This window comes from Acinetobacter thutiue (assembly GCF_030385805.1).
GTDB lineage: Bacteria > Pseudomonadota > Gammaproteobacteria > Pseudomonadales > Moraxellaceae > Acinetobacter > Acinetobacter corruptisaponis.
In genome coordinates this window covers 130,327-152,363 of the sequence record NZ_JAUDZE010000009.1, presented here as the reverse complement: position 1 = coordinate 152,363, position 22,037 = coordinate 130,327, and the positions used below count along the sequence as shown (strand labels likewise).

Sequence of the window (22,037 nt, the reverse complement as noted above, 5' to 3'; positions counted from 1 at the left end):
AGTTTGCTGGCGACAATAGCAGGAGTGAACCACCTGATCCCTTCCCGAACTCAGAAGTGAAACCTCCCCGCGCTGATGGTAGTGTGGCGTTTGCCATGTGAGAGTAAGTCATCGCCAGCTTTTAAATACAAAACACCCCCTCCGCTAATGCAGAGGGGGTGTTTTTTATTGGGTGGTTGTGCAAATTATAAGAAGCCCTACTAAATAGCTTTACGAATTGTTATCTAAGTTATTATTTAATTTTTTATTTGATACATCATTGTTATAATCTATTATTACTTGTAATAAGACTAAAATATGACAGATACATTAATTCAGTTAATTCCAGATATTAAACTAGAAATTCAACAACTTCGTTTGAACTTAGACTCTTTATGTGATGAGCTTAAGAGGCTCAACTTAATAACACCAACAAGAACTGTTTCGGTCTCCCGTTTAGATGATTTTCCAAAAAAAATAAAAATTCTCAATAGGAAAATGAGATTAATTTATAATTCATTTGAAATACCAAATACATGGAGGGATTTCTCTGAAATATTAGCTATTCATGATAAACAGTATTCTGGAAAAGACGTTTTAGATGCAGATATTGAATATGTATCTGCGGCTAAACATTGGGCTAAAATTTCTGAGTATTTTTTAGATTTTTTAATTGACGCAAATTTAAATTGTATTGGAATAGAAGCAGTTACTAATGTGAGTTTAAGAAATTTAGAAAGTAAATATACATCTTCTGACGACGAATCATATGAATATAAATTTCAAGTTTTAGAAAAACTAAAAAAAATTATCAGCAGTAAAATGCCTTCTCAAACTAGCCATATGAATGATTTACCTACAAATTCAAATTTTGTAAGTTCTAAAAGAATAGAAGAGTTAAAAGGTTTAGAAGGGATTAATTATGATTTATGTAAACTTATTCGATTATGTGAAGAGTTAAATATTGCTTATAATAACGAAGCATATTTTTCAACCGCAATGCTTGTTCGTAGTATTCTTGATCATGTACCACCAATATTTCAGCTTAATACTTTCTCAGAAGTTTCAAGCCAATATGGTAGTAAATCACTAAAGAAGTCTCTTCAGTATTTGCAAAACTCATCAAGAAATATTAGTGATTCTTTCTTACATCAACCTATTAGAAGAAATGAATCATTACCAAAGAATACACAAGTAGAGTTTAGAAGTGATCTTGATGTGTTATTAGGAGAGATTTTTAGGATATTAAAATGAAAAATTTTTATCGATAATTGTTCTGTTGTCGCCATATAAAGAAACAATTTTGCAAAATTAAGAAATTACCAAAATTTAAGATGATGGTAAATTTTCTGAAACTTACTCTTTCTCTCCACTGCCTGAAGATGATGATTAATTACATCTTTCTGAGCTTGTTTATTGGGCATCACTGGGTGATGTGGAACAAGTCGAACAATTATTGGATGAGGGGATAGAACTCAACCGACTGATGACGACGACTATAGTGCGCTACAGGCAGCTACTGGTGGGGGAAGCTACTTGTGGGTAAAGGCGCAAATGTCACTTATAAAGGCGAGTACACCGCATTACAGCTTGCATAAATGGCAGAGCATGAAGAAGTAATTGCTTATCTTAAAGTCTTTAAATCATGCATAAAAATAATAGATAAAAAGAAGCCCCATCATCCTGACAGGGCTTCCTTTATATTCAGTTTATTGTCGTTTATTTCCTATAAACAACCACATCCTGTGCATCTTGTTGTTCTGAATGAGACTTCCTGTCTCTCTATGATTCGTATATTAAAACTAAAGTTGAGAGCCGTATATTCGTTAATGACCCTGATTACTGTAAGTTTAAGCTTACATTTATCTCACATGGTATTTCTGTAATTTTTCAATGATTGCTTTGAGTGCTTTAATCTCAAATTCATTTGCCTCAAAAGTTTCCGCTTGGTTTCGTTTAAAGATATCTCGGATTTCAAGAACTGCGTTGGAATCAATCAGTCCAAGTTGTGTGCCTACCTGACGGATTTGATCAATCGAACGTGAACCATTGGTTGAGCCATAGCCGATATAGGCTGCGGGTTTACCCTGCCATTCTTTCCCAATGTAATCCAGTGCATTTTTAAGGGCTGGACTGTAGCCATGATTATATTCAGGGCTGATAAGAATAAATGCATCTGCCGTGGCAATTTTATCTGCCCATTGCTGTTGCTTCGGTTGATCATAGATTCCAGTCGCGGGTGGGTGGGCACCTGCAAAAATTGGTAAATCCCATTCCTTTAAGTCAATAATTTCTGTTTGGATGTCTTTTAAGGAAAAATTGCCAATCTCTTGGTGTAGCCAATTGGCGATCTTAATGGCGGTACGATTTTCACGAACACTGCCAACGATAATATAAATAAGCATGGGTGGATTCCTATATTTGTGATGTTGGATTGATTTTTAATGCAATTGAATAAATCTAAATGATTTTATAATTGTTTATTGATTAAAAAAGCTCTCATTTGAGAGCTTTTGTGTTACATCAATTGAACGCCTTGCTGTCCAGCAGGGGTGACCTTAAAGATTTCAACCTCAAAGGTAATGTTTTTACCTGCGAGGGGGTGGTTAAAATTAATCTCGGTGATGTCATCATTGACCGATTTTACTACACCAAAAAGTGTTGCCTTGGCCTTGTCTTCAAACTCAATCATATGACCAACAATAGGGCGTTGTTCAAATTTCACGGTATCGAAAGTCTGGATGTTTTCAGGATTCCACGGACCAAAGGCATCTTCAGGCGGTAAATGTACAGTACGGCGGTCACCTGCACGTAAACCAAATAAAGCTTTTTCGAATCCTGGCAATAAACTGCCATCACCCATGACCAGACTTACAGGCTCTTCACGGTTACGGGTGTTGTCAATTTCAACGCCATTTTCGATTGAAACAGAAAAATGCAAGTCGACCTTTGAGCCATCTTGAATACGAATTTCTTCGTTTGGTTGGATAATTTCAGTCATCTTATGCATCCGCGTTTTGGTTGCGTTTCTTCTCAAGGAAGAACGTATCGATCAGCAGCAAAATTGTGCCTAGGGTAATCGCACTATCGGCAAGGTTGAATGCTGGGAAATGGCTGTTTTGGTAGTAAACATGGATAAAATCAACCACATAACCAAGGCTGACACGATCAATCAGATTGCCAATTGCACCACCTAGAATCAAGGCAATTGCCATAGGTAGAACGATCATTTTCTTAGGCATACGCATCAGCCAGAAAATGAAAATAACCGAGACCACGCCTGCTAAAGAGGTGAACAGGTAACGTTGCCAACCACCCGCATCTGACAGAAAGCTGAATGCTGCGCCATGATTATGCAGTAAGGTCCAGTTTAAAAAAGGCAGTACTGGAACGGGATCGGCATAATTTAAATGCGAGCTGGCAATCCATTTGGTCCATTGATCCAATACAATGGCAAGGACAGAAAGTCCAAGCCAAAGTAGGTTATGCGGATAAAATTGAAATAAGCTTTTCTTTGCTGGGCTTGATTGCACAGAATTATGCATATTTTCTCACTTCGCCACTGCCTGTGACGTTGACAATACAACGAGCGCATAAACCAGCATGGCCAACGTGCGTATTGACATCTGGCAGCACATGCCAGCAACGTACACATTTTTCACCATCTGCTGCTGAAACTTTCACACCTAAACCTGCGAGGTCTGTGCTTTCGCCTTGTTCAGCATATGGATGAACGATGACTTGAGAGGTGATCAAGACAAAACGTAATTCATCAGCCAATTGGTTTAGCAATTTTTGTAAAGCTTCATCTGCCCAAAGTTCAACTTTAGCAGATAAGTTACTACCGACCAGTTTAGCGTTACGTGCGGCTTCAATCTGTTTATTTACTGCTGATTTTACGCTAATCAATGTTTGCCAATCTGCTTCAGACAGTAAGTTTGCTGTTGATGCGGTTGGGATGTCATACCATTCAGCCGTGAACACATATTTGTCAGTTTGTTCAGGAATCAATGGCCAGGCTTCTTGCGCGGTAAAGCTCAAGATTGGTGCCATCCAGCGAACAAAAGCTTGGACTATATGATACAGCGCTGTTTGAGCAGAACGACGTGCTTGTGAGTTGGCTTTGGTGGTGTATTGACGATCTTTGATAATGTCGAGATAGAAGCCACCTAAGTCATTGATACAGAAGTTGGTCAATGCATTGGTCACAATATGGAAATTCATCTCTTCATAGGCTTGTTGAATTGTTTTTTGCACTTCAGCAGCACGTTGCAAGATGTATTGGTCTAATGCGATCAATTCGTTTACCGGTAAGGCATCTGTTGATGGTTTGAAGCCATTCAGGTTTGCCAACAAGAAACGTAAGGTATTACGAATACGACGATAACCATCAGAGGCACGGCTAAAGATTTCTTTACCAGCCGTCATTTCATAACGATAGTCGGCAGAAGCGATCCAGAAGCGTAAGCCATCTGCACCCATATCTTTGATGATGTCTTGTGGGGTGATGATGTTGCCTAATGACTTAGACATTTTACGACCTTTATCATCCACGACGAAACCGTGGGTGAGCAGGCCTTTATATGGTGCACGTTCATTGATCGCAATTGAAGTTAACAATGAAGATTGGAACCAGCCACGGTGTTGGTCTGAACCTTCAAGATACAGATCAGCAGGATCTTGTAACTCTTCACGTTCACGTAGGACTGCGTAGTGTGTTGTTCCAGAGTCAAACCAAACGTCTAATGTATCGCGGACTGCGTTATATTGTTCAGCATCTGCACCAATGAAGTCGCTGGCCTCACGGTTATACCAACCATCAATCCCTTCTTCTTCGATCAGTTTTGCAACTTCTTCAATGAGTTCTGGGGTACGTGGATGCAAAGCATTCGTATCTTTGTGTACAAAGAACGGGATCGGTACACCCCAGGTACGTTGGCGTGAAATACACCAGTCAGGACGGCCTTCAATCATCGACTGAATACGATTTTTACCCCAATCAGGAACAAACTCGATGTCATTTTCAATCGCATTCAAGGCTGTCTGACGTAAGCCTTTGGCATCCATGCTAATAAACCATTGTGGTGTTGCACGGAAAATAATGGGTGTTTTGTGACGCCAGCAATGTGGGTAGCTGTGTTTAATTGGCTGATGTGCCCATAAACGACCCACAGCACCTAATGCTTCGATAATTTTTGGATTGGCTTTATAGATGTGCTCGCCCGCAAAAATCGGTGCAGTTGGTAAATATACGCCATTACCGCCGACGGGGTTATCCACTTTTAGATTGTACTGTAAACCGACTTTATAATCGTCCACACCATGTCCAGGTGCAGTGTGTACAGCGCCTGTACCACTGCTGGCAATAACGTGTTCACCGACAATCACTGGGACCTGACGATCAGTAATTAATGGATGTTGTAATAATAAATTTTCGATTGCTGAGCCTTTAAAATCAGTCAGTACCACTGGATTTTCAAGCTGATAACGTTCGATTGCTGATTCAACTAGATCTTTGGCAAGAATAAAGTTTTGCGAGCCATGATCAGTCGAGACTTGTACTAGTTGGTAGTCAATGTCGGCATGTACCGCAACTGCCTGGTTGGCAGGTAAGGTCCACGGTGTAGTTGTCCAAATCACAATATCAGTCACATCTTGAACATCAACATTCAAGCGTGCGCTTAAATTTTTGAGATCAACAACGGTGAAACCCACATCAATCGCATCAGATTTTTTATCTTCGTATTCAACTTCTGCCTCTGCTAGCGCAGAACCACAGTCCAAGCACCAGTTCACAGGTTTCAGGCCAGGTTCGATGTGACCTGCCTTGGCAATTGCACCCAGTGAACGAACGATGTCTGCTTCTTGCTTAAAATTCATCGTAAGATATGGATTATCCCAATCCCCAAATACTCCCATACGCACGAAGTCTTTCTTTTGTAATTCAACCTGGGTGTAAGCATATTCACGGCAGGCTTTGCGGAACGTAGATGCATCTACTTTTACACCAACCTTACCCACTTTTTCTTCGACTTTCAGTTCAATCGGTAAGCCGTGACAGTCCCAACCAGGTACATAAGGTGCATCAAAGCCATCCATCACACGGCTTTTGACAATGATGTCTTTCAAGACTTTATTCACCGCATGACCTAAATGGATTTGACCATTGGCATAGGGAGGGCCATCGTGCAAAATGTATTTTTTCTTGCCAATACGCGATGCGCGAATCTGCTGATAAATGTTGTCGGCATACCACTCTTCCAGCCATTTGGCTTCACGCACAGCCAAGTTTGCCTTCATGGCAAATTCAGTGTCTGGCAAATTGAGTGTGGCTTTATAATCCACTGCATTTTCAGGAGTTTGCTTATCGCTCATGCAAGTTTTCTTCCAGTTTTATCAGTCTAAACTGACATGTATTACAAATGAAAATTAAATTTAAAAAGGAAATTCTGCTGTGCGCTTACGGTAGTCCCGTAATTTCTGCACGTCATCATCAATTCCAGCTTTGAGTGCCTCAAGCGAAAGGTAATTCAGTTCACCATGTAAATAGTGAAGAAAGGTTACCCGCATCAACAAGCCATACAGATTAGCAGAAACATCAGGGAAATGTACTTCTAATCGCCATTCAGGCTGTTGCTGCTTGATGGCTGGTCGGGTTCCCACATGCCCTGCGCCAAACAGGCTGTCATTTTGGTAGCCTGCGATGCCATTTCGTGTTGCATCCGCATGTTTGATCTTTGTGGTCAGTGAGGCATTTTCACACAACACATCCACCGCATAAATGCCATTTAAACAGGGTTTGTGACGGTTTAAACGGACATTGATGGTTGGAAAATCAAGGGTGCGTCCAATCTGGTCGCCATATTGCACCCGTCCCGTGATGCTGTAGGGACGGCCCAGCAGCTTTGCCGCCAAAGCAAGGTCGCCCTGCTGTAGAACCTGACGGATACGGGTTGAACTGACCCGTTCTCCATTCAATGCCACTGTATTTAAATTGGTGACATCAAAGCCATATTCGCGTAGAAACTCGCTGTTGCCCTGACGGTCCTTGCCAAAATGGAAGTCATCACCCAACACCAAGCTTTGTGCGTTCAGTTTGTTTTTGAGCAAATCGGCAAAGGCGGTGGCATTCATGCTTCTAAAGTGCTGGTCAAACTTTGCCACAGCAATGTAGTCCACGCCCAGCTCTGTTAAATATTCTACTTTTTCACGTAGGGAGTTGATGCGTGGTGGGGCATCATAGCCCTGAAAGAATTCGAGTGGCTGTGGCTCAAAAATCATCACCAGTGTTTTTAAGCCTTTGGCGCTTGCCAGCGTTTTAAGCTGGGCAATCATCGCCTGATGTCCCAAATGGACACCATCAAAATTGCCAATCGTGACCGCAGTTGGGGCTAACTGAAAATCTGGCGATAATGCGTTGAGACGAAGCAACTTCATGGGCGTTAAATACAGTGAATTTTGCAAAGGCTATATATTGCCATATTCTCGGCGTTTCGTCTTGTTGTTGTGTTTTTCATCAGCAAAAAATTCGGAGAATAGGTTTCTAGGGCAATTGCTGACCCTGCTTCATTCTGTTGGATAATCCGCTACACTACGCATTTTAAATTGTTGGGTGATCACGATGCAGTCTGAGATTGCTTTAATTATGGCATTGCCGAATGAATCAAAGGGCCTGTTTGAACAGGCAGGCATTCAGGTTCACTATAGTGGCATTGGCAAAATCAATGCGGCATTTAAAGCCTTTGAGGTGATTCAGAAAACTGGCTGTAAAACCCTGATCAATCTAGGCAGTGCGGGCAGCTCGCACTTTGATGCACACAGTCTGGTTGAGGTGATTACCTTTGTGCAACGGGACATGGATGTGTCACCACTGGGGTTTGCCGTGGGCGTGACACCAATGGATGAGGACATTCCTGCCGAAATTCATGCACAGCCACATTTTGAACATTTACCTAAAGGCATTTGTGGTACAGGCGACTCCTTTGAAACAGGGCAGCCAAAAATATCCTGTAATCTGGTAGACATGGAAGCCTATGCCCTTGCCAAAGTGTGCCAGAAGCTTGGGGTGCGCCTGATTTCAGTCAAGTATATTACCGATGGGGCCAACGATACCGCGCATCTGGACTGGGAGGAAAATCTGCTGGTGGGGGCACAGAAATTATTGGCCTTATACCAGACCCATTTTTAAATAAAAAAGCCTATCTGTTGAGATAGGCCTGTTCAATGCTTTCTGGTTTTAACGTGGCAATACGCCATACAGCATCAAGTGTACCGTATGCTCAATGGTGCGTTGATACATACTGCGGTTGCGCAGGGTCTTGCCTGTGACCATTTCCATTTGAGTAGAAAAATCCGCATAGTTTTGGGTGATTGCCCAAATATTGATAATTAATAATTCTGCATCAATTTCTTTGGATAATTTGCCTTGTTCCTGCCAAGTCTCAATCACTTTGGTTTTGCGTTTAAACAGCTTTTTCAATGGACCTTTTAAAATCGGTAAAATATGTGGTGCACCCTGAATGATTTCCAATGCAAATAAACGAGAAGCTTTGGGTTGATCTTTTGAACTTTCGATTTTTTGCATCAAATAATGGGTTAAGGCCTCAGTTGGCTCAAGCTCGACTTCCAATATCTGTAAGGGTGCCAGCCACTTTTGCAGTACGGTGGTGAGCACTTCAACATACAGCGACTCTTTGTTTTCATAATAATAAAAGATATTGGATTTATGCATATTTGCCAGTTGTGCAATTTCATCCAGACTTGCACCACTAAATCCATAGACGGAAAAAACATCCAGGGCAGCATTCAGCAGTTGATTGCGCTTTTGTGTACTCTTTTTCTGTTCCATCTGCGAGCTTGATTCAAAAAATGTCATTGACATTGTAAGATAAATTGGCAGATTTGTGCAAAATAACCGCATTTTTTTATCGAAAAAGCAGGGATTGCCAGACCAGTAGTCACGATGTGTTTGATAATTATTGAAATCTAAAATAGGTGAGACATATTTTGTAAATAATTTCTCAGTCATTGCGAAAAATTGTCGAGTGGTTATTGTTCTTGATGTGTGGTTTTTGAGATGGGCAAAAGCGGTTTTAGGTAGCTAAAACCGCATCAAGGACCTGTTGTTCCAACTGGGCAAAAGCAATACTTTTTTTGCGTGGACGCGGAAGATTGACCTGAAAACTGTGTGCGATATGCCCTTGATCCAGCAGAATGATTCGGTCAGCAAGCTGTACTGCTTCACTGACATCATGTGTCACCAGAATTGCGGTAAAGCCCTGTTCTTTCCAGAGGCGTTCAATCAGGTTCTGCATTTCCAGACGGGTAAGTGCATCCAGTGCGCCAAGTGGCTCATCCAGCAACAGGATGCGCGGTGCATGTGACAATGCCCGAGCCAGTGCGGCACGTTGACGCTGACCGCCTGATAGCTGGGCAGGCCATTGTGCAGCCTTTTCCTTTAGGCCGACTTTTTCTAGAAGTTGCTCTGCAAGCCCATGCTGACTTTTGGCCAATCCCAGTTGCACATTTTGCAAGACACTTTTCCAGGGCAGCAGGCGTGGGTCCTGAAACATCACCCGAATGTCGTCACTGGTGATGCCCTCACGGAAGTTGCGTGCGGACTGGAACTTGATTTCACCATAGCTGGTCTTTTCCAGTTGCGCAATCAGGCGTAGCAGGGTGCTTTTACCACAGCCACTGCGCCCGACAATGGCAACAAACTCGCCTGCCTGAATGTTTAAATCCAGATCCTCAAGCACCTTGACATCGCCATAGAACTTATACAGTTGCTCAATCAGGATATCTGCACCATTGGCTGGGGCGCTTGTGGTGTCTGGTTCAATAATCGGCTGGATAAAATTATTTTCATATAGGTTTAGATTGAGGTTGCTCATGTTTATTTTCCCTTATTATTTTTGATAACCCGAATGCCAGCGTAATAAATAACGTTCCAGCAGTTGTGCAAAGACATCGGCCAGTTTCCCCAGCAAGGCATACAGCAGGATACCCACCAGTACGATATCAGTTTGTAAAAACTCCCGTGCATTCATGGTCATATAGCCAATGCCTGACTGGGCGGAAATGGTTTCAGCAACAATCAGTAGCACCCACACCAAACCGAGAGAGAAACGTAGCCCCACTAAAATGGAGGGCATGGCACCTGGTAAAATAATGTCTTTATACAGTTGCCAACGATTGAGGCCATAGCTTTTGCCCATTTCAATCAGTTGAGGGTCTACCGAGCGAATCCCATGATAAGTATTGATATAAATCGGGAAGAATACGCCGACAGCAACCAGAAATAATTTCGCGGTTTCATCAATACCAAACCATAAGATCACCAGTGGAATCAGGGCGAGTGCAGGGATGTTGCGGATCATTTGCAAAGTAGTGTCCAGCAACGTCGATGCAACACGGGATGAGCCATTCAGCAAGCCGAGAACTAGCCCCAGCCCCCCACCTACCAATAAGCCGAGTAAAGCCCGTCCAGCACTGACCTTGACATGCTGCCAAAGCTCACCACTGATGAGCAGGTGCCAAAAGGCACTGACCACAGCAGTGGGGGCGGGCAGAACCCGACTTTGCAGTAAGCCTGTACTTGAAGCAATTTGCCAGATGGTGATCAATAGGATTGGGAACAGCCACGGTAACAGGCCTTTGCCGAGCTGCTGTGTTCCACGTGAAACATTGTTTAAGAAAACTTTTGCACTCATGCTGTCTCCTTGACCAGATTTTTTTCTTCCGTGGTCTTAGGGACGTAGTTGTTGGCAATAATTTCCCCAAATGGTCCTGTTAAGTGCGGTTGTGCCAGTTTCTTACGTGTTTTCAGTGGCAAGAGTGGAAACACCAGTTCCGCAAAACGAATCGATTCTTCCAGATGTGGATAGCCTGAGAAAATAAAGGTATCAATGCCTAAATCTGCATACTCCTGAATTTTTGCAGCCACCGTTGCTGGATCACCCACCAATGCCGTACCTGCACCACCGCGAACCAGACCAATGCCTGCCCAAAGGTTTGGCGAAACTTCCAGTTGATCCTTACGTCCACCATGCAGTGCAGCCATGCGTTGCTGGCCCACTGAATCCATTTGCGCAAATTTCTTCTGTGCCGCGGCAATGGTGGCATCATCCAGATACTGGATCAGTTCATCCGCCGCTGCCCAGGCCTGTTCATTGGTTTCACGTACAATCACATGCAGGCGAATGCCGTAATTTAGGGTTCTGCCTTTAGCGGCAGCTTTGGCACGTAAATGTTGGATTTTTTCCTTGACTGCGGCAGGTGGTTCACCCCAAGTTAAATAGGTATCAACCTGTTCTGCTGCCAGCTCAGTCGCCGCTTCGGATGAGCCACCAAACCATAACGGGGGATAAGGCTGTTGTACAGGTGGATAGAGTAGCTTGGCATCATCGACGCTTAAGCGTTCACCATGAAAAGTAAAAGCTTCACCTGTATGCGAACGGGTCAGGATTTCACGCCAGATTTTGACATATTCAGAAGCTGTCTGATAACGGGTACTGTGGTCCTCATACAGGCCATCGCCCTTAAGTTCCTGCTCATCTCCACCTGTGACAAGGTTGAGCAGGATACGACCATTGGAAAGACGGTCGAAAGTCGCTGCCATGCGGGCGGCGAGCGCAGGCGTGGTAATCCCTGGACGGAGGGCCACCAGAAACTTAAGTTGTCTGGTGGCATCAATCAGGCTGGCAGCGGTAATCCACGGGTCTTCACAGGAACGGCCTGTTGGAATCAGTACGCCATCATAGCCCAGGTTGTCGACTGCCACCGCAATCTGTTTCATATAGGCATGATCGACCTGACGCGCACCCTTGCTGGTGCCTAGATAACGACTGTCACCGTGAGTGGGGATAAACCAGAAAATATTCATGTCGATGTTCCTTATGAAAAAGTAAAAAATTTATTTGGCAGACCAGACACTGTGCTGAATGTCGATCTGTACGGGGATGAGCTGTTCCTGTTTAAACAGATCGGCAATCTGTTGCTGATTGTTGATCACCTCGGCCGTAAGGGCATGTACAGGCGAGGGTTTTGGGCGCTTGTCTAAAACTCGCTGTGCGATCTGAGTATTCAGTCCTGTGCTTTGTGCGTAAATCTGTAAAGCCTGATCCTGATGTTTCACAATCCACTGGTCGGCCACATTGACGCTATTGATAAACTTTTGTGCAGCCTTAGGATGCTGCTGAATGAAATCAGGGCTGCCAATATAAAATGAATAGGTGGTTGGAAAGGCAGACCCATCAATGAGGATGCGGGTATGACCCTGTATTTCTGCCGTCCCCAGATAGGGTTCCCAAATCACCCAGGCATCAACCGCCTGTTTGTCAAAAGCGGCACGGGCATCTGCTGGAGGCAGCCAGATGGGTTGAATGTCCTGCCACGACAGGCCTGCTTTCTGTAGGGCCTTTGCCAATAGCTCATGGGCACTTGAACCTTTTTGCACCGCAATCCGTTTACCCTTTAGGTCTTGCAGCACCTTAACCTTGCCATCGGCATGTACCAAAATTGCCTGTGCATCTGGAGCAACCACTTCATAGGCAACATAGCTCAATGGCTTTGCCGCAGCCTGCGCGAAGATCGGTGGGGTATTGCCCACATAGCCAAAATCAACCGCACCTACCGCCAGTGCCTCCAGCATTTGTGGGCCAGCAGGAAACTCACGCCATTCAATTTTGGCATTTGGAAATTCCTGCTCGAATAGTTTTTGTTGTCTTGCAACCAGTAAGTTGAGGGATGATTTCTGGAAACCAATTGAAAGCGTTTTGACAGTCTGGCTTGCAGGGGATGAAGCTGTTTCCTGTGTCGATGCTTCAGGTTTTTGACAACCATTCAGGAAAAGAGTGCTGATGACCAGACTGGTGAGTGAAACCTGAGACCATAACTTCATACCCGTTCCTCCTGTTATCTGATTTCGTTCTTAAGCAACGCGTCCTGAATTACCAGCTGTTTGGGAATCAGTTTTTGCGCGTAGAATGCATCAGCAACATATTGCTGTTCCTTGGCAACCTTTTCAGAGATTGGCTGAACCCCGAAGCCCATGCGTGAAATCGACGCTTTTAACACCTCAAATTCCAGTGCGGTTGGTTTTTCCAGTAGTTTCGCGGCATCATCTGGATAGGTCTTGACCCAGTCGGTGGTCTGGTTCAGGGTTTGAACAACGGTCTTTAAAATTTCAGGGTGGTTTTCAGCAAATTTACGGTCCGCTAAATAGAACTGGTAATTGCTGACCAAATGCTCGCCATTGGCAATGACACGCGCATGTACCTGATGTTCCGCCGCAGCCAGGAACGGGTCCCAAATCACCCAGGCATCAACTGCGCCCTTTTCAAAGGCGGCACGGGCATCTGAGGGTGGAAGATAGACAGGCTGGATGTCATTGAGGGTGAGGTTGTTGGCTTCTAACAGTTTCAATAATAAATAGTGGACGTTTGAACCTTTGTTCAGTGCAATACGTTTGCCTTTCAGGTTTTGTACGGATTGAATTGGGGAATCTTTTTGTACAATCAGGGCTTCAGCAGTAGGTGCTGCTGGCTGGTTGGCCACATAGACCAGATTTGGATTGGCTGCCTGAGCGAAAATAGGTGGGGCTTCACCCGCCTCACCCAAAGAGACACTGCCAACATTCAAGCCCTCCAGAAGTTGTGGACCCGCTGGAAACTCCACCCATTTGACATTTACACCTTGAGCAGCAAGGTTTTTTTCTAGTTCACCTTTTGCTTTAACAATCGGCAAAATCCCATACTTTTGAAAGCCGATATTTAATGTTGTGGTTTCTTGTGGTTTGGCCTCTTGCTGCTCAGCTTTTTTTGCACAACCTGTGATATTAACCAAGCTGGCAAGCATTGCTGTAATCAGGATAGGTTGTGTCCATAAACGATTGATAGAAATGGCCATGCTGGTTGCGCTCCCCGAAAATCAAAAGATGAAATAAGCTGAGCAACCAAACTAAAACTTTTTTTATTGCATAAAAAATAACTAATCAGGCTTTGTTTATCTAAAAAAGTGCAAAACAGAATATTGGATATGCTTATCGTGGGTATAGATGTCAAAAAGGGGCATTATTTTTATAAATTATTGTTTTTAATATTTTTATATTTTAAGGCTATGGTTTTGCTCAGGGCAGATATAATAAAAAGACAGGATGTGGAGATATCATTATCAAAAATAACAATATCTCCAGAGGCATTAGTCAAGGGATTTTTTAAATACCAAAGAATTACGTTGATAGTTATAAAGCGCCTGACGTGCATTTGGCAGGTCATCCACACTGGCAGGGCTAAAGCCATGTTCCAGAAACCAGTGCGCCGTGCGTGTGGTGAGGACAAACAGTTGCTGGATTCCTTGCTGTTTGGCCCTGCTTTCCAGAAACTGCAAGATCTGGCTACCACGGTTAGATTTGCGGTAACTGGAGTCGACAGCAACACAGGCGATTTCGGCAGAACGTTTTTCATTGGCTTCCGCTGGAATCGGGTAGAGTGCGGCGCAGGCCAGAATCATGCCATCACGTTCAATCACGGCAAACTGCTCAATCTCACTTTCAAGGCGTTCGCGGGAGCGATACACCAGAATACCTTCCTGCTCCAGTGGCCGCAGCAGGTTCATCAGGCCGCCCACGTCATGGATATTGGCAATCCGTACCTCCTCATAATGGGCATCGGTAATCATGGTGCCAATGCCATCACGGGTGAACAGTTCCTCAATCAGTGCGCCATCATAGGCATAGGAAATCAGGTGTACGCGGTGCACGCCTGACAGGGAAGCCTGTTGTGCCTGTTTTAAATGCAGGGCAAATTCAGGAGACTGGTTTTGGTATTGCTGAATATAGGGATCAAGCTGACGTGGGCTGAGCTCACGCAGCAACTGCTGTTTGGCATCCATTAAACCTTGTTGTTCGCCCAGAAAAATCAACTTGTCGGCCTTTAACATGGTTGCCGTTTTGGTGGCTACTTCCTCCGCCAGCAAATTAAACACTTCGCCTGTGGTCGAGTAACCCGTTGGCCCCAACAACACAATATTGTGATTGTCCAGATGACGATGGATGGCATCGGTGTCAATTGAGCGGACATCGCCTGTAAGCTGGAAGTCAACGCCATCACGGATGCCATAGGGTTTGGCGGTGACAAAGTTTCCAGAAACCACATCAATGCGTGCGCCGTACATGGGTGAGTTGGCAAGTCCCATGGAAAGCAGCGCCTCAATTTCCAGGCGAATTGAACCCACGGCATTCATCACCCCACGCAGTGACTCACGTGTGGTAATGCGGCGGTTTTGGTGGAACGGTGTTTCAATATTTCGTTCAGTGAGGTTCTGGTTAATCTGCGGTCGTGCGCCGTGTACCAGAATCAGGCGGATGCCGAGCGAATGCAACAGGGCAATATCATGGATGATGTGCTGGAAATTTTTATGCTGAACCGCCTCACCACCAAACATCAGCACAAAGGTTTTATGGCGGTGTGCATTGATATAGGGTGCGGAATGGCGAAACCAATGCACATAATCCTGTGTGCTACTCTGTGATATTTCAGTGATTTGGTTCGCCATGTTGATCTCAGATCGCTATCAATTGATCTGATTCTAACGAAAAAAATGAAAAGATAAATCTATTCCTAAAACAACGGCCCAAGTTTATTGAACCTGCACATGGGAAAATACCTAGAATCCCATGATGCGCACAATGCTGTTGTCATCCGAGTTGACCAGGATGTAGTCATTGTTGATTTTGTACCATTGCTCGTTACGGCCTGGTTTTGGCAGATTATTGTCCTTGTAGTCAACCTTGTAGCTGTTACCACGGTAATGCTGCGGCATGACATAACCTTCCTGCCAGCGATGCTGCTTCAGGCGTTCAACACCGCGTTCCTGACGCATGCGCCGCTCACGATCACGGTTTTCCTCTCCTGGACGATCGGCTCGGCGGCCCTGCCAGTTGCCGCGCGGATCATCATCACGATCAAGGTTGCGGCCCTGCCAACCACCGCCACGGGAATCGTCACGGTCAAAATGCGGGCCTGCAAAACTACCCATACTGCTGAAAAGGGTGGTTGAACCTAATATCAAGATGATGAAAAATTTTTTCATGATGCACCTAGGCGGATGTCTCTCATGGGAAAACTGTACTCTAAAAATGCAGAGAAACTGTGAAGATCAATTCATTATTCCATTAAAAAGATGGAGATTCTCCCCAGTTCCCCCTTAAAAACGATGGGCTGTGACACGCAGGCCCATTGTTGGTTGATGCTGAAAATCTAGGCCTGCGCATCAATGCTCTGACCATTCATGTCCAGACTATCATCACCCATGAGGTAAAGATAGGCAGGCATAATCTCGTCAGCTGTTGGCAGCACTTTCGGGTCTTCATCAGGATAGGCCTTGGCACGCATGGCGGTGCGTGTGCCCCCTGGATTGATGCAGTTAAAACGGATATTTGGATAGCTATTCTCCGCGGCAAAAATCTTGCTCATGGCTTCCGTAGCCACCTTGGAGACTGAATAGGCGCCCCACAACGCACGCGGTTCACGTCCCACACTGGAACTGGTGAACACCACCGAGGCATGTGCCGATTTTTGCAGCAGTGGAAGCAGTGCCTGTGTCATGGCAAAAGGCGCACGCAGGTTGACGGACAGCACGTCATCCCAGACATCAATTGGATAATGCGCCAGTTCAACACGGTCACCCAGCATACCCGCATTGTGCAGGATACCGTCTAAACGGCCAAACTGCTGTTCCAGTGTATTGACCAGAAGCTCATAGTCATGGCTGGAGGCGGTTGAAAGCTGTAAGGGCAGAATGGCAGGCTGTGGTGCACCCAGACCCTCAATTTCATCATAGATGACTTCGAGTTTGTTTAGGGTACGACCATGAAGCACAACCGTAGCGCCATGTAAGGCATAACTAATAGCAGCTGCACGCCCAATTCCATCACCTGCACCTGTAATCAGGATAATGCGATCCTTGAGCAGGTCTGGACGAGGTTGATATTCTGAATATTTCATTGTTATACCTCCTATTGTTATCTTGTATGCTTAGCCCATCATACCCTGATTTTCGGCTAAAACCGCGATTTTATTTTTTAACAGTTGGTGGAGTTCAGGCACGGTTTGAATAATCGCATCGGCCTGCCATGCCAGCAGGTTATCACGGGACTCAACAGGCAGGTAACCATAGGCCGCCAAAATCGTGTACATCTCCGCATTGCGCCCTGCATCAATATCACGTGGGTGATCACCGACATAGATAATGTCCTTGGCTTCCAGATTCAGCTGTTTCGCCGCCAAATACATCGGTTCAGGGTCAGGCTTGGTTTTGCTGACATCCTCTGGACACACCAGTACCGCGCAGCGTTCGGTCAGGTTTAGTGCGGCCAGCAACAATTCACTTAAACCACGCGGTTTATTGGTGACAATACCCCAGGGAATTTGACGGGCTTCGAGTTCCTCAAGCAAAGGATACATGCCTGTAAATAAATCAGTATCCACTACGATTTTATCGCCGTACATATCCAAAAAACGCTGACGATGCGCCAAAAATACTGGGTCTGTTACATCCATTTCAGGATAAACCAGCTTGACCATCGCACGTGCGCCTTCAGACACCTGGGTTCGGATAATTTCCGCCTCCACCATAGGACGCTGCTCATCACGGCACATTTGCTGGATAATACGGACAAAGTCCGCCGCTGTGTCAATCAGGGTACCATCAAGATCAAATAAAACCGCTTTCATTAGGCACCTGTATTGACTGTATGAACCATGTAATTGACATCGACATTGGGTGCCAGCCAGTAATGCTTGGTGATCGGATTGTAATGCAGGCCTGTCATTTCTTTCAGGGTTAAGCCCGCATTGCGAATATCATGTGCCATTTCAGAGGGACGAATGAATTTGTGATAGTCATGGGTGCCTTTTGGCAGTAGGCGCAGCACATATTCCGCACCGATAATCGCAAACAAGTAGGATTTGGGATTACGGTTGATGGTGGAGAAGAACACATGACCACCTGGCTTGACCAAACTTTGGCAAGCCTTGACGATGGAGGCGGGATCAGGCACATGCTCCATCATTTCCATACAGGTGACGACATCATATTGTCCCACCTGTTCCTGAGCCAGTTGCTCAACGGGAATCTGACGATATTCAATATTCTGTACATTGTCCTGCTGTGCATGCAGACGGCCCACCGCAAGTGGTGCCTCGCCCATATCAATGCCCAGCACATTGGCACCACGGCGTGCCATGCTTTCCGCCAGAATACCACCACCACAGCCCACATCCAGCACTTTCTTGCCCGCCAGCCCACCAACCCGCTCATCAATCCAGTTTAAGCGCAATGGATTGATTTGATGCAGGGGGCGAAACTCGGAATGCTGATCCCACCATTTGGCAGCCAAGGCCTCAAATTTTGCGATTTCCTGTGGGTCAACATTCAACTGCGACATGGTGTCACCTCATTCATATTAGGATGATTATTTCGGTTTAATCTGTTGGTAGTGTAGCGATTCTGGAAAAAAAAGCGATAAATCCAATAAAAAACTTCACAGAAGCAAAACGAATTGGTCGTGTTTGTTTTATATTTAGCATATAAACTTACGAAAAATGCTTAGAGGAAAAGCAAACTCAATGAAAAAGTTAGTATTAAGTGGTTTAAGTGCAGTTGTAATGGCGTTTTCAATGAATGCAATGGCTGCGGATTTTGTTGCTGGCAAGGACTATACCGTGGTGGCCAACCCAGGTAAGACCGCGGCGCCAGCAGGCCAAATCGAAGTACGTGAATTCTTCTGGTATGGATGCCCGCACTGCTTCAAGCTTGAACCGCACATGCAGGCATGGTTAAAGAAAATTCCAAAAGATGTTTATTTCCTGCGTACCCCAGCGGCAATGAACAAGGTATGGGAACAGGGTGCCCGTGGCTACTATGTGTCAGAGGCACTGGGTGTGCGTAAGAAAACCCATATTCCACTGTTCCATGCCATCCATGACGGTGGTCAGCAGATTTTTGATCAGGCTTCACAGGCGAAATTCTTTGCAAACTATGGTGTGCCTGAGCAGAAATTTAACAGCATGTTTAATTCATTCCCGATCACTGCAAAAGTGGCTGAATCAAACCAGTTGGCACAGCAATACCAGTTGACGGGTGTGCCTGCCGTGGTGGTCGCGGGCAAATATGTGGTGCAGGGTGAAGATGGCAAGGTAACCCAGGTGGTTGACTATCTGCTTGAAAAAGAACGTAAGGGCGGTAAATAATTTACTGGTCTGTGGTGTAAAGAAGGACTGTTCAATACAGTCCTTTTTATTTTAGGACGGTTCCAGTTGAAACTCTTTTAAGTCAATCTGTACCGTCTGGGTCGGTAGTGACAGCGCCTGACTGACATAGAGGTTGATCAGCTTCTGGCGGGAACCAATTGAACGTTGGTAATAGCTTGAGTTAAGCAATAGGGCGGCACCGTAGGTCAAGGACCAGATATAGGACAGATAGTCACGGATCGACATATCATAGTTAAGTGACTTTAAATATTTCTCAGTCATTTCTTTCAGTGAAACAATACGTTGCTGGCGAACAGCATACAGCTCATCAAACAGGTGCTTCAGCTTTGACTCGGTCATGGTGAGATGCTCTTCAAGTTGATGCAGCAGGATGGTACGGCTTGGCGCGGTTAAGTGATGCAGCATGTAGCGCGGGGCATATTCCTTGAAATCGGTATTGTATCGATCTGAGATTTTGAGAATTTCTTTTTCATTCTGAATAATCAGTTCCAGTAGCAACTCATTCTTGCTGCGGAAATGTTTGTACAAGGTGCCTTTGGCAATATCCAGTTCGGCAACCAGTTCATCTAGGGTCATTTCTTGGTTGTTTTCGAGTAATAGCTTTTCCGCAACCTGCAAAATTTTTTCTTTACGAATTAAGAACTGGGTATGACGATCAGGATTCATGGTGCTTATAGCTCCTCATAGTGTTCTAAACGGCATCGCACTATTGTCTAACGCATAACAACGTTAGGCAATGCTTTTATATATCAAACCATGGCCTAGATATGATCAGGCGTTTTGTGGTTCCCAGTTGGAGATGCCACGGAATAATAAGCGTACCTGAGTTGCCGCGTTGTCAATAAACAGGTTCTGTTGTTCGAGTAAATGATCAATCGTGAACTGTTTCGGGAGATTGATCCAGGTCATGGCCCATGTAAATGACATATTGATCAGGATGGTGGATAGCACTTGCAGGTCCTTGGACTCTTTAATGTGCTTAAAGGTTTCAAGCTTGCACAAGTCAATGGCAAGGTCCTCAATCAAAAACTCAATTTCCCGTGCGATAGCGATACGCACTGTCTCCGAACCGCCCCAGCGTTCAGCAATCATGAATTGCCACTGCTGCGGGCTATGGTTGACTGCCTGTACAAACAGTTCAATGCTGGTACGGGTTTTGGCGCTTCCGCCATGCTGTAGATAGCTTTGCCCCAATTGATGGATCAGGCTTTTTAAATGGAGTGACACTTGGTCAACCAGTTCCTGTCCCAATGTATCCATGTCCTGAAAATGACGATAGAACGCCGTTGGCACCAACCCAACTTCGCGAGCCACCTCGCGCAAACTGATGCTACTAAATGAGCGCCCAGAGGTACTGAGATGAAGTGCTGCATCCAGTAGAGCCTGCCGACTCTGTTGTTTTCGTTCATCTCTAATCGACATGAATAAGTTCCATTAAAACCATACAGCAGAGTCTAGCAAAAAAAACAAAACTTTTTTAGTCCCAACCATTGCTAAATAAGACAGATTCCTGCTTGTCCAAAACCAGGGTGTTGTGGCTGGGCAAAAAGCATCAAGTTTAAATCACTTATTTTTTCATGATTTTTAGCCACTTATAAAAAAGAATAAAAAATATTCAAAAAATTAGTGAACAAGTGTTGACTCAGTGAACACAAATAAATATAGTGTACATATGTTCACTACATGAACATACGTTCACTCAAGATAAATAGCCAGATACAAAACGAGGAACTTATGAACGCACAGTTAAGCTATCAGCCACATTGGGTTAGAGAAGATTTTGTTGATTTTATCTTACAGAAAATCAAGCCGACTTTTGCATGGAAACGCATCCTTGCTGAAGTGACTGGGGTACAGTCTTTAAGTAAAGATATGGTTTTATTGACTTTAAAACCAAACAAAAACTTTGATATCGCTGCGGTACGTGCAGGTCAAAGTATTTTGCTCACCTTGATGATTCACGGGGTTTATCATCAACGTAGCTACTCAATTATTGATGTTACCGCACAAGGCGAAATTCGTCTGGGCATTAAAGTACAGGGCTTGGTGTCAAGCGCAGTGCAACTTTTGCATGTGGGTGACAGTATTGAGATTTCACAGGCGCAAGGTGATTTTGTTCTGCATCAAGGATCACAAGCTGCATTATTGATTGCATCAGGCTCGGGGATTACAGCGATTTATTCACTGTTACAACAAGCTGTTGCACAGAATTTAAAAGAAATTCACGTGGTGTATTTTAACCGTGATGAAATCTTCCATAGCGAAATGTTGGCTTTGGCAGAGCAGCATCCACAAGTGAAGTATCACTTTTTTAATACGACACAACAGAAGCAGCATTTAACGGTTGAGCTTTTGGCAGAACGAGTGCCTGACTTTCAAACCATGCAAGCCTATGCCTGTGGTCATCATGCCATGATGCGTCAGGCGCAGGAGATTTATCAACAATGCAATGCTGCATCGAATTTTCATCAGGAATTTTTCCAGCCTGTTCAAATTGAGCAGAGCAGTGAAGCGCAACCAATTAGTTTCCGCAGAGCGCAACAAGAGTTTATTGCGACCACAAATTTATTGAGTAGCGCAGAAGAAGCAGGATTACGTCCGCAACACGGTTGCCGTATGGGGGTATGTAATCGCTGTAGTTGTACCAAGGTCAGTGGTGTCACCAAAAACCTGCTTACAGGTGAAATTGATGATCAACCTAACCAAGCCATTAAATTGTGCGTCAGTCAGGCACTTAGTCCTGTGACCATTGACCTATAAACCAAGCGTTACTCAGAATTAAAG

At 44.6% G+C, this 22,037-nt stretch carries 22 protein-coding genes, 1 rRNA gene and 1 pseudogene; 6 read left to right on the top strand and 18 right to left on the bottom strand.

What is annotated here, in order from left to right; all coding sequences use genetic code 11:
- The first annotated feature begins 5 nt into the window (after nucleotides 1-5).
- The 3 genes and pseudogenes from rrf to QTA56_RS15550 all read left to right on the top strand — a co-directional run bounded on the left by rrf (nucleotide 6) and on the right by QTA56_RS15550 (nucleotide 1,577).
- Nucleotides 6-120 (top strand): 5S ribosomal RNA (rrf, locus tag QTA56_RS15560).
- Between the two features lie 177 nt (nucleotides 121-297).
- The gene (locus QTA56_RS15555; protein ID WP_267981898.1) at nucleotides 298-1,233 is read left to right on the top strand and encodes a hypothetical protein; all 936 of its coding nucleotides are present in this window, start codon (nucleotides 298-300) and stop codon (nucleotides 1,231-1,233) included.
- Nucleotides 1,234-1,351: 118 nt separating this feature from the next.
- Nucleotides 1,352-1,577: pseudogene (locus QTA56_RS15550) on the top strand (ankyrin repeat domain-containing protein).
- A gap of 264 nt (nucleotides 1,578-1,841) precedes the next feature.
- On the opposite strand, the gene QTA56_RS15545 reads toward QTA56_RS15550, so the two are convergent.
- The 5 genes from QTA56_RS15545 to ribF all read right to left on the bottom strand — a co-directional run bounded on the left by QTA56_RS15545 (nucleotide 1,842) and on the right by ribF (nucleotide 7,416).
- On the bottom strand, nucleotides 1,842-2,384 hold the full coding sequence (locus QTA56_RS15545; protein ID WP_267981897.1) for an NADPH-dependent FMN reductase: 543 nt from the start codon (nucleotides 2,382-2,384) through the stop codon (nucleotides 1,842-1,844).
- 113 nt (nucleotides 2,385-2,497) lie between these two features.
- The gene (locus tag QTA56_RS15540) at nucleotides 2,498-2,980 is read right to left on the bottom strand and encodes an FKBP-type peptidyl-prolyl cis-trans isomerase (protein WP_267981896.1); all 483 of its coding nucleotides are present in this window, start codon (nucleotides 2,978-2,980) and stop codon (nucleotides 2,498-2,500) included.
- 1 nt (nucleotide 2,981) lies between these two features.
- Nucleotides 2,982-3,512 (bottom strand): signal peptidase II, encoded by a 531-nt coding sequence (lspA, locus tag QTA56_RS15535; RefSeq protein ID WP_267981906.1) that lies wholly within the window; start codon nucleotides 3,510-3,512, stop codon nucleotides 2,982-2,984.
- Between the two features lie 4 nt (nucleotides 3,513-3,516).
- Nucleotides 3,517-6,354 carry an isoleucine--tRNA ligase gene (gene ileS, locus QTA56_RS15530; protein ID WP_267981895.1) on the bottom strand — a complete coding sequence of 946 codons (2,838 nt, stop codon included), beginning with the start codon at nucleotides 6,352-6,354 and terminating at the stop codon, nucleotides 3,517-3,519.
- 60 nt (nucleotides 6,355-6,414) lie between these two features.
- Complete coding sequence (ribF, locus tag QTA56_RS15525) at nucleotides 6,415-7,416, bottom strand: bifunctional riboflavin kinase/FAD synthetase (RefSeq protein ID WP_267981894.1); 1,002 nt, start codon at nucleotides 7,414-7,416, stop codon at nucleotides 6,415-6,417.
- A gap of 184 nt (nucleotides 7,417-7,600) precedes the next feature.
- On the opposite strand from ribF, the gene QTA56_RS15520 reads away from it, so the two are divergent.
- Nucleotides 7,601-8,167, top strand: coding sequence for a phosphorylase family protein (locus tag QTA56_RS15520; protein ID WP_267981893.1), 567 nt, complete (start codon nucleotides 7,601-7,603; stop codon nucleotides 8,165-8,167).
- Nucleotides 8,168-8,215: 48 nt separating this feature from the next.
- Here QTA56_RS15520 and QTA56_RS15515 read toward each other — a convergent pair whose 3' ends face one another.
- The 11 genes from QTA56_RS15515 to ubiG form a co-directional block, all read right to left on the bottom strand.
- Entirely contained in the window at nucleotides 8,216-8,827 is a 612-nt protein-coding gene (locus tag QTA56_RS15515) for a TetR/AcrR family transcriptional regulator (protein WP_267981892.1), read from the bottom strand.
- A gap of 244 nt (nucleotides 8,828-9,071) precedes the next feature.
- A complete protein-coding gene (locus QTA56_RS15510) occupies nucleotides 9,072-9,872 on the bottom strand; it encodes an ATP-binding cassette domain-containing protein (RefSeq protein ID WP_267981891.1) in 801 nt (266 codons plus the stop codon).
- Nucleotides 9,873-9,887: 15 nt separating this feature from the next.
- Nucleotides 9,888-10,691 (bottom strand): aliphatic sulfonate ABC transporter permease SsuC, encoded by an 804-nt coding sequence (gene ssuC, locus QTA56_RS15505; RefSeq protein ID WP_267981890.1) that lies wholly within the window; start codon nucleotides 10,689-10,691, stop codon nucleotides 9,888-9,890.
- Complete coding sequence (gene ssuD, locus QTA56_RS15500; RefSeq protein WP_267981889.1) at nucleotides 10,688-11,863, bottom strand: FMNH2-dependent alkanesulfonate monooxygenase; 1,176 nt, start codon at nucleotides 11,861-11,863, stop codon at nucleotides 10,688-10,690. The genes ssuC and ssuD overlap by 4 nt, the downstream gene beginning before the upstream one ends.
- 30 nt (nucleotides 11,864-11,893) lie before the next feature.
- Nucleotides 11,894-12,880, bottom strand: a complete 987-nt coding sequence (locus tag QTA56_RS15495) for an aliphatic sulfonate ABC transporter substrate-binding protein (protein WP_267981888.1) — start codon at nucleotides 12,878-12,880, stop codon at nucleotides 11,894-11,896.
- Nucleotides 12,881-12,894: 14 nt separating this feature from the next.
- Nucleotides 12,895-13,836 carry a sulfonate ABC transporter substrate-binding protein gene (locus QTA56_RS15490; protein ID WP_411956110.1) on the bottom strand — a complete coding sequence of 314 codons (942 nt, stop codon included), beginning with the start codon at nucleotides 13,834-13,836 and terminating at the stop codon, nucleotides 12,895-12,897.
- Between the two features lie 342 nt (nucleotides 13,837-14,178).
- Nucleotides 14,179-15,534, bottom strand: a complete 1,356-nt coding sequence (gene argA / locus QTA56_RS15485; RefSeq protein WP_267981886.1) for an amino-acid N-acetyltransferase — start codon at nucleotides 15,532-15,534, stop codon at nucleotides 14,179-14,181.
- 111 nt (nucleotides 15,535-15,645) lie between these two features.
- Nucleotides 15,646-16,071, bottom strand: a complete 426-nt coding sequence (locus tag QTA56_RS15480; protein ID WP_267981885.1) for an RcnB family protein — start codon at nucleotides 16,069-16,071, stop codon at nucleotides 15,646-15,648.
- Nucleotides 16,072-16,238: 167 nt separating this feature from the next.
- Nucleotides 16,239-16,985, bottom strand: coding sequence for a YciK family oxidoreductase (locus QTA56_RS15475; protein ID WP_267981884.1), 747 nt, complete (start codon nucleotides 16,983-16,985; stop codon nucleotides 16,239-16,241).
- A 30-nt stretch (nucleotides 16,986-17,015) separates the two neighbouring features.
- Nucleotides 17,016-17,714 carry an HAD family hydrolase gene (locus QTA56_RS15470; protein WP_267981883.1) on the bottom strand — a complete coding sequence of 233 codons (699 nt, stop codon included), beginning with the start codon at nucleotides 17,712-17,714 and terminating at the stop codon, nucleotides 17,016-17,018.
- Complete coding sequence (gene ubiG, locus QTA56_RS15465) at nucleotides 17,714-18,427, bottom strand: bifunctional 2-polyprenyl-6-hydroxyphenol methylase/3-demethylubiquinol 3-O-methyltransferase UbiG (RefSeq protein ID WP_267981882.1); 714 nt, start codon at nucleotides 18,425-18,427, stop codon at nucleotides 17,714-17,716. Before ubiG ends, QTA56_RS15470 begins: the two co-directional genes overlap by 1 nt.
- 181 nt (nucleotides 18,428-18,608) lie before the next feature.
- On the opposite strand from ubiG, the gene QTA56_RS15460 reads away from it, so the two are divergent.
- Complete coding sequence (locus tag QTA56_RS15460; protein WP_267981881.1) at nucleotides 18,609-19,232, top strand: thiol:disulfide interchange protein DsbA/DsbL; 624 nt, start codon at nucleotides 18,609-18,611, stop codon at nucleotides 19,230-19,232.
- Between the two features lie 51 nt (nucleotides 19,233-19,283).
- Here QTA56_RS15460 and QTA56_RS15455 read toward each other — a convergent pair whose 3' ends face one another.
- Together QTA56_RS15455 and QTA56_RS15450 are read right to left on the bottom strand one after the other, a co-directional pair.
- On the bottom strand, nucleotides 19,284-19,919 hold the full coding sequence (locus QTA56_RS15455) for a TetR/AcrR family transcriptional regulator (RefSeq protein WP_267981880.1): 636 nt from the start codon (nucleotides 19,917-19,919) through the stop codon (nucleotides 19,284-19,286).
- A 105-nt stretch (nucleotides 19,920-20,024) separates the two neighbouring features.
- On the bottom strand, nucleotides 20,025-20,675 hold the full coding sequence (locus QTA56_RS15450; protein WP_267981879.1) for a TetR family transcriptional regulator: 651 nt from the start codon (nucleotides 20,673-20,675) through the stop codon (nucleotides 20,025-20,027).
- Nucleotides 20,676-20,987: 312 nt separating this feature from the next.
- Here QTA56_RS15450 and QTA56_RS15445 point away from each other — a divergent pair, with 312 nt between their 5' ends.
- Complete coding sequence (locus QTA56_RS15445) at nucleotides 20,988-22,013, top strand: ferredoxin reductase (RefSeq protein ID WP_267981878.1); 1,026 nt, start codon at nucleotides 20,988-20,990, stop codon at nucleotides 22,011-22,013.
- Nucleotides 22,014-22,037: the final 24 nt, after the last annotated feature.

Bases quoted from the DNA above. Each gene is read 5' to 3' on its own strand.
- QTA56_RS15555 (WP_267981898.1), top strand. From the start codon at position 298: ATGACAGATACATTAATTCAGTTAATTCCAGATATTAAACTAGAAATT.
- QTA56_RS15545 (WP_267981897.1), bottom strand. From the start codon at position 2,384: ATGCTTATTTATATTATCGTTGGCAGTGTTCGTGAAAATCGTACCGCC.
- QTA56_RS15540 (WP_267981896.1), bottom strand. From the start codon at position 2,980: ATGACTGAAATTATCCAACCAAACGAAGAAATTCGTATTCAAGATGGC.
- ileS (WP_267981895.1), bottom strand. From the start codon at position 6,354: ATGAGCGATAAGCAAACTCCTGAAAATGCAGTGGATTATAAAGCCACA.
- ribF (WP_267981894.1), bottom strand. From the start codon at position 7,416: ATGAAGTTGCTTCGTCTCAACGCATTATCGCCAGATTTTCAGTTAGCC.
- QTA56_RS15520 (WP_267981893.1), top strand. From the start codon at position 7,601: ATGCAGTCTGAGATTGCTTTAATTATGGCATTGCCGAATGAATCAAAG.
- QTA56_RS15515 (WP_267981892.1), bottom strand. From the start codon at position 8,827: ATGGAACAGAAAAAGAGTACACAAAAGCGCAATCAACTGCTGAATGCT.
- QTA56_RS15510 (WP_267981891.1), bottom strand. From the start codon at position 9,872: ATGAGCAACCTCAATCTAAACCTATATGAAAATAATTTTATCCAGCCG.
- ssuC (WP_267981890.1), bottom strand. From the start codon at position 10,691: ATGAGTGCAAAAGTTTTCTTAAACAATGTTTCACGTGGAACACAGCAG.
- ssuD (WP_267981889.1), bottom strand. From the start codon at position 11,863: ATGAATATTTTCTGGTTTATCCCCACTCACGGTGACAGTCGTTATCTA.
- QTA56_RS15495 (WP_267981888.1), bottom strand. From the start codon at position 12,880: ATGAAGTTATGGTCTCAGGTTTCACTCACCAGTCTGGTCATCAGCACT.
- QTA56_RS15490 (WP_411956110.1), bottom strand. From the start codon at position 13,836: ATGCTTGCCAGCTTGGTTAATATCACAGGTTGTGCAAAAAAAGCTGAG.
- argA (WP_267981886.1), bottom strand. From the start codon at position 15,534: ATGGCGAACCAAATCACTGAAATATCACAGAGTAGCACACAGGATTAT.
- QTA56_RS15480 (WP_267981885.1), bottom strand. From the start codon at position 16,071: ATGAAAAAATTTTTCATCATCTTGATATTAGGTTCAACCACCCTTTTC.
- QTA56_RS15475 (WP_267981884.1), bottom strand. From the start codon at position 16,985: ATGAAATATTCAGAATATCAACCTCGTCCAGACCTGCTCAAGGATCGC.
- QTA56_RS15470 (WP_267981883.1), bottom strand. From the start codon at position 17,714: ATGAAAGCGGTTTTATTTGATCTTGATGGTACCCTGATTGACACAGCG.
- ubiG (WP_267981882.1), bottom strand. From the start codon at position 18,427: ATGTCGCAGTTGAATGTTGACCCACAGGAAATCGCAAAATTTGAGGCC.
- QTA56_RS15460 (WP_267981881.1), top strand. From the start codon at position 18,609: ATGAAAAAGTTAGTATTAAGTGGTTTAAGTGCAGTTGTAATGGCGTTT.
- QTA56_RS15455 (WP_267981880.1), bottom strand. From the start codon at position 19,919: ATGAATCCTGATCGTCATACCCAGTTCTTAATTCGTAAAGAAAAAATT.
- QTA56_RS15450 (WP_267981879.1), bottom strand. From the start codon at position 20,675: ATGTCGATTAGAGATGAACGAAAACAACAGAGTCGGCAGGCTCTACTG.
- QTA56_RS15445 (WP_267981878.1), top strand. From the start codon at position 20,988: ATGAACGCACAGTTAAGCTATCAGCCACATTGGGTTAGAGAAGATTTT.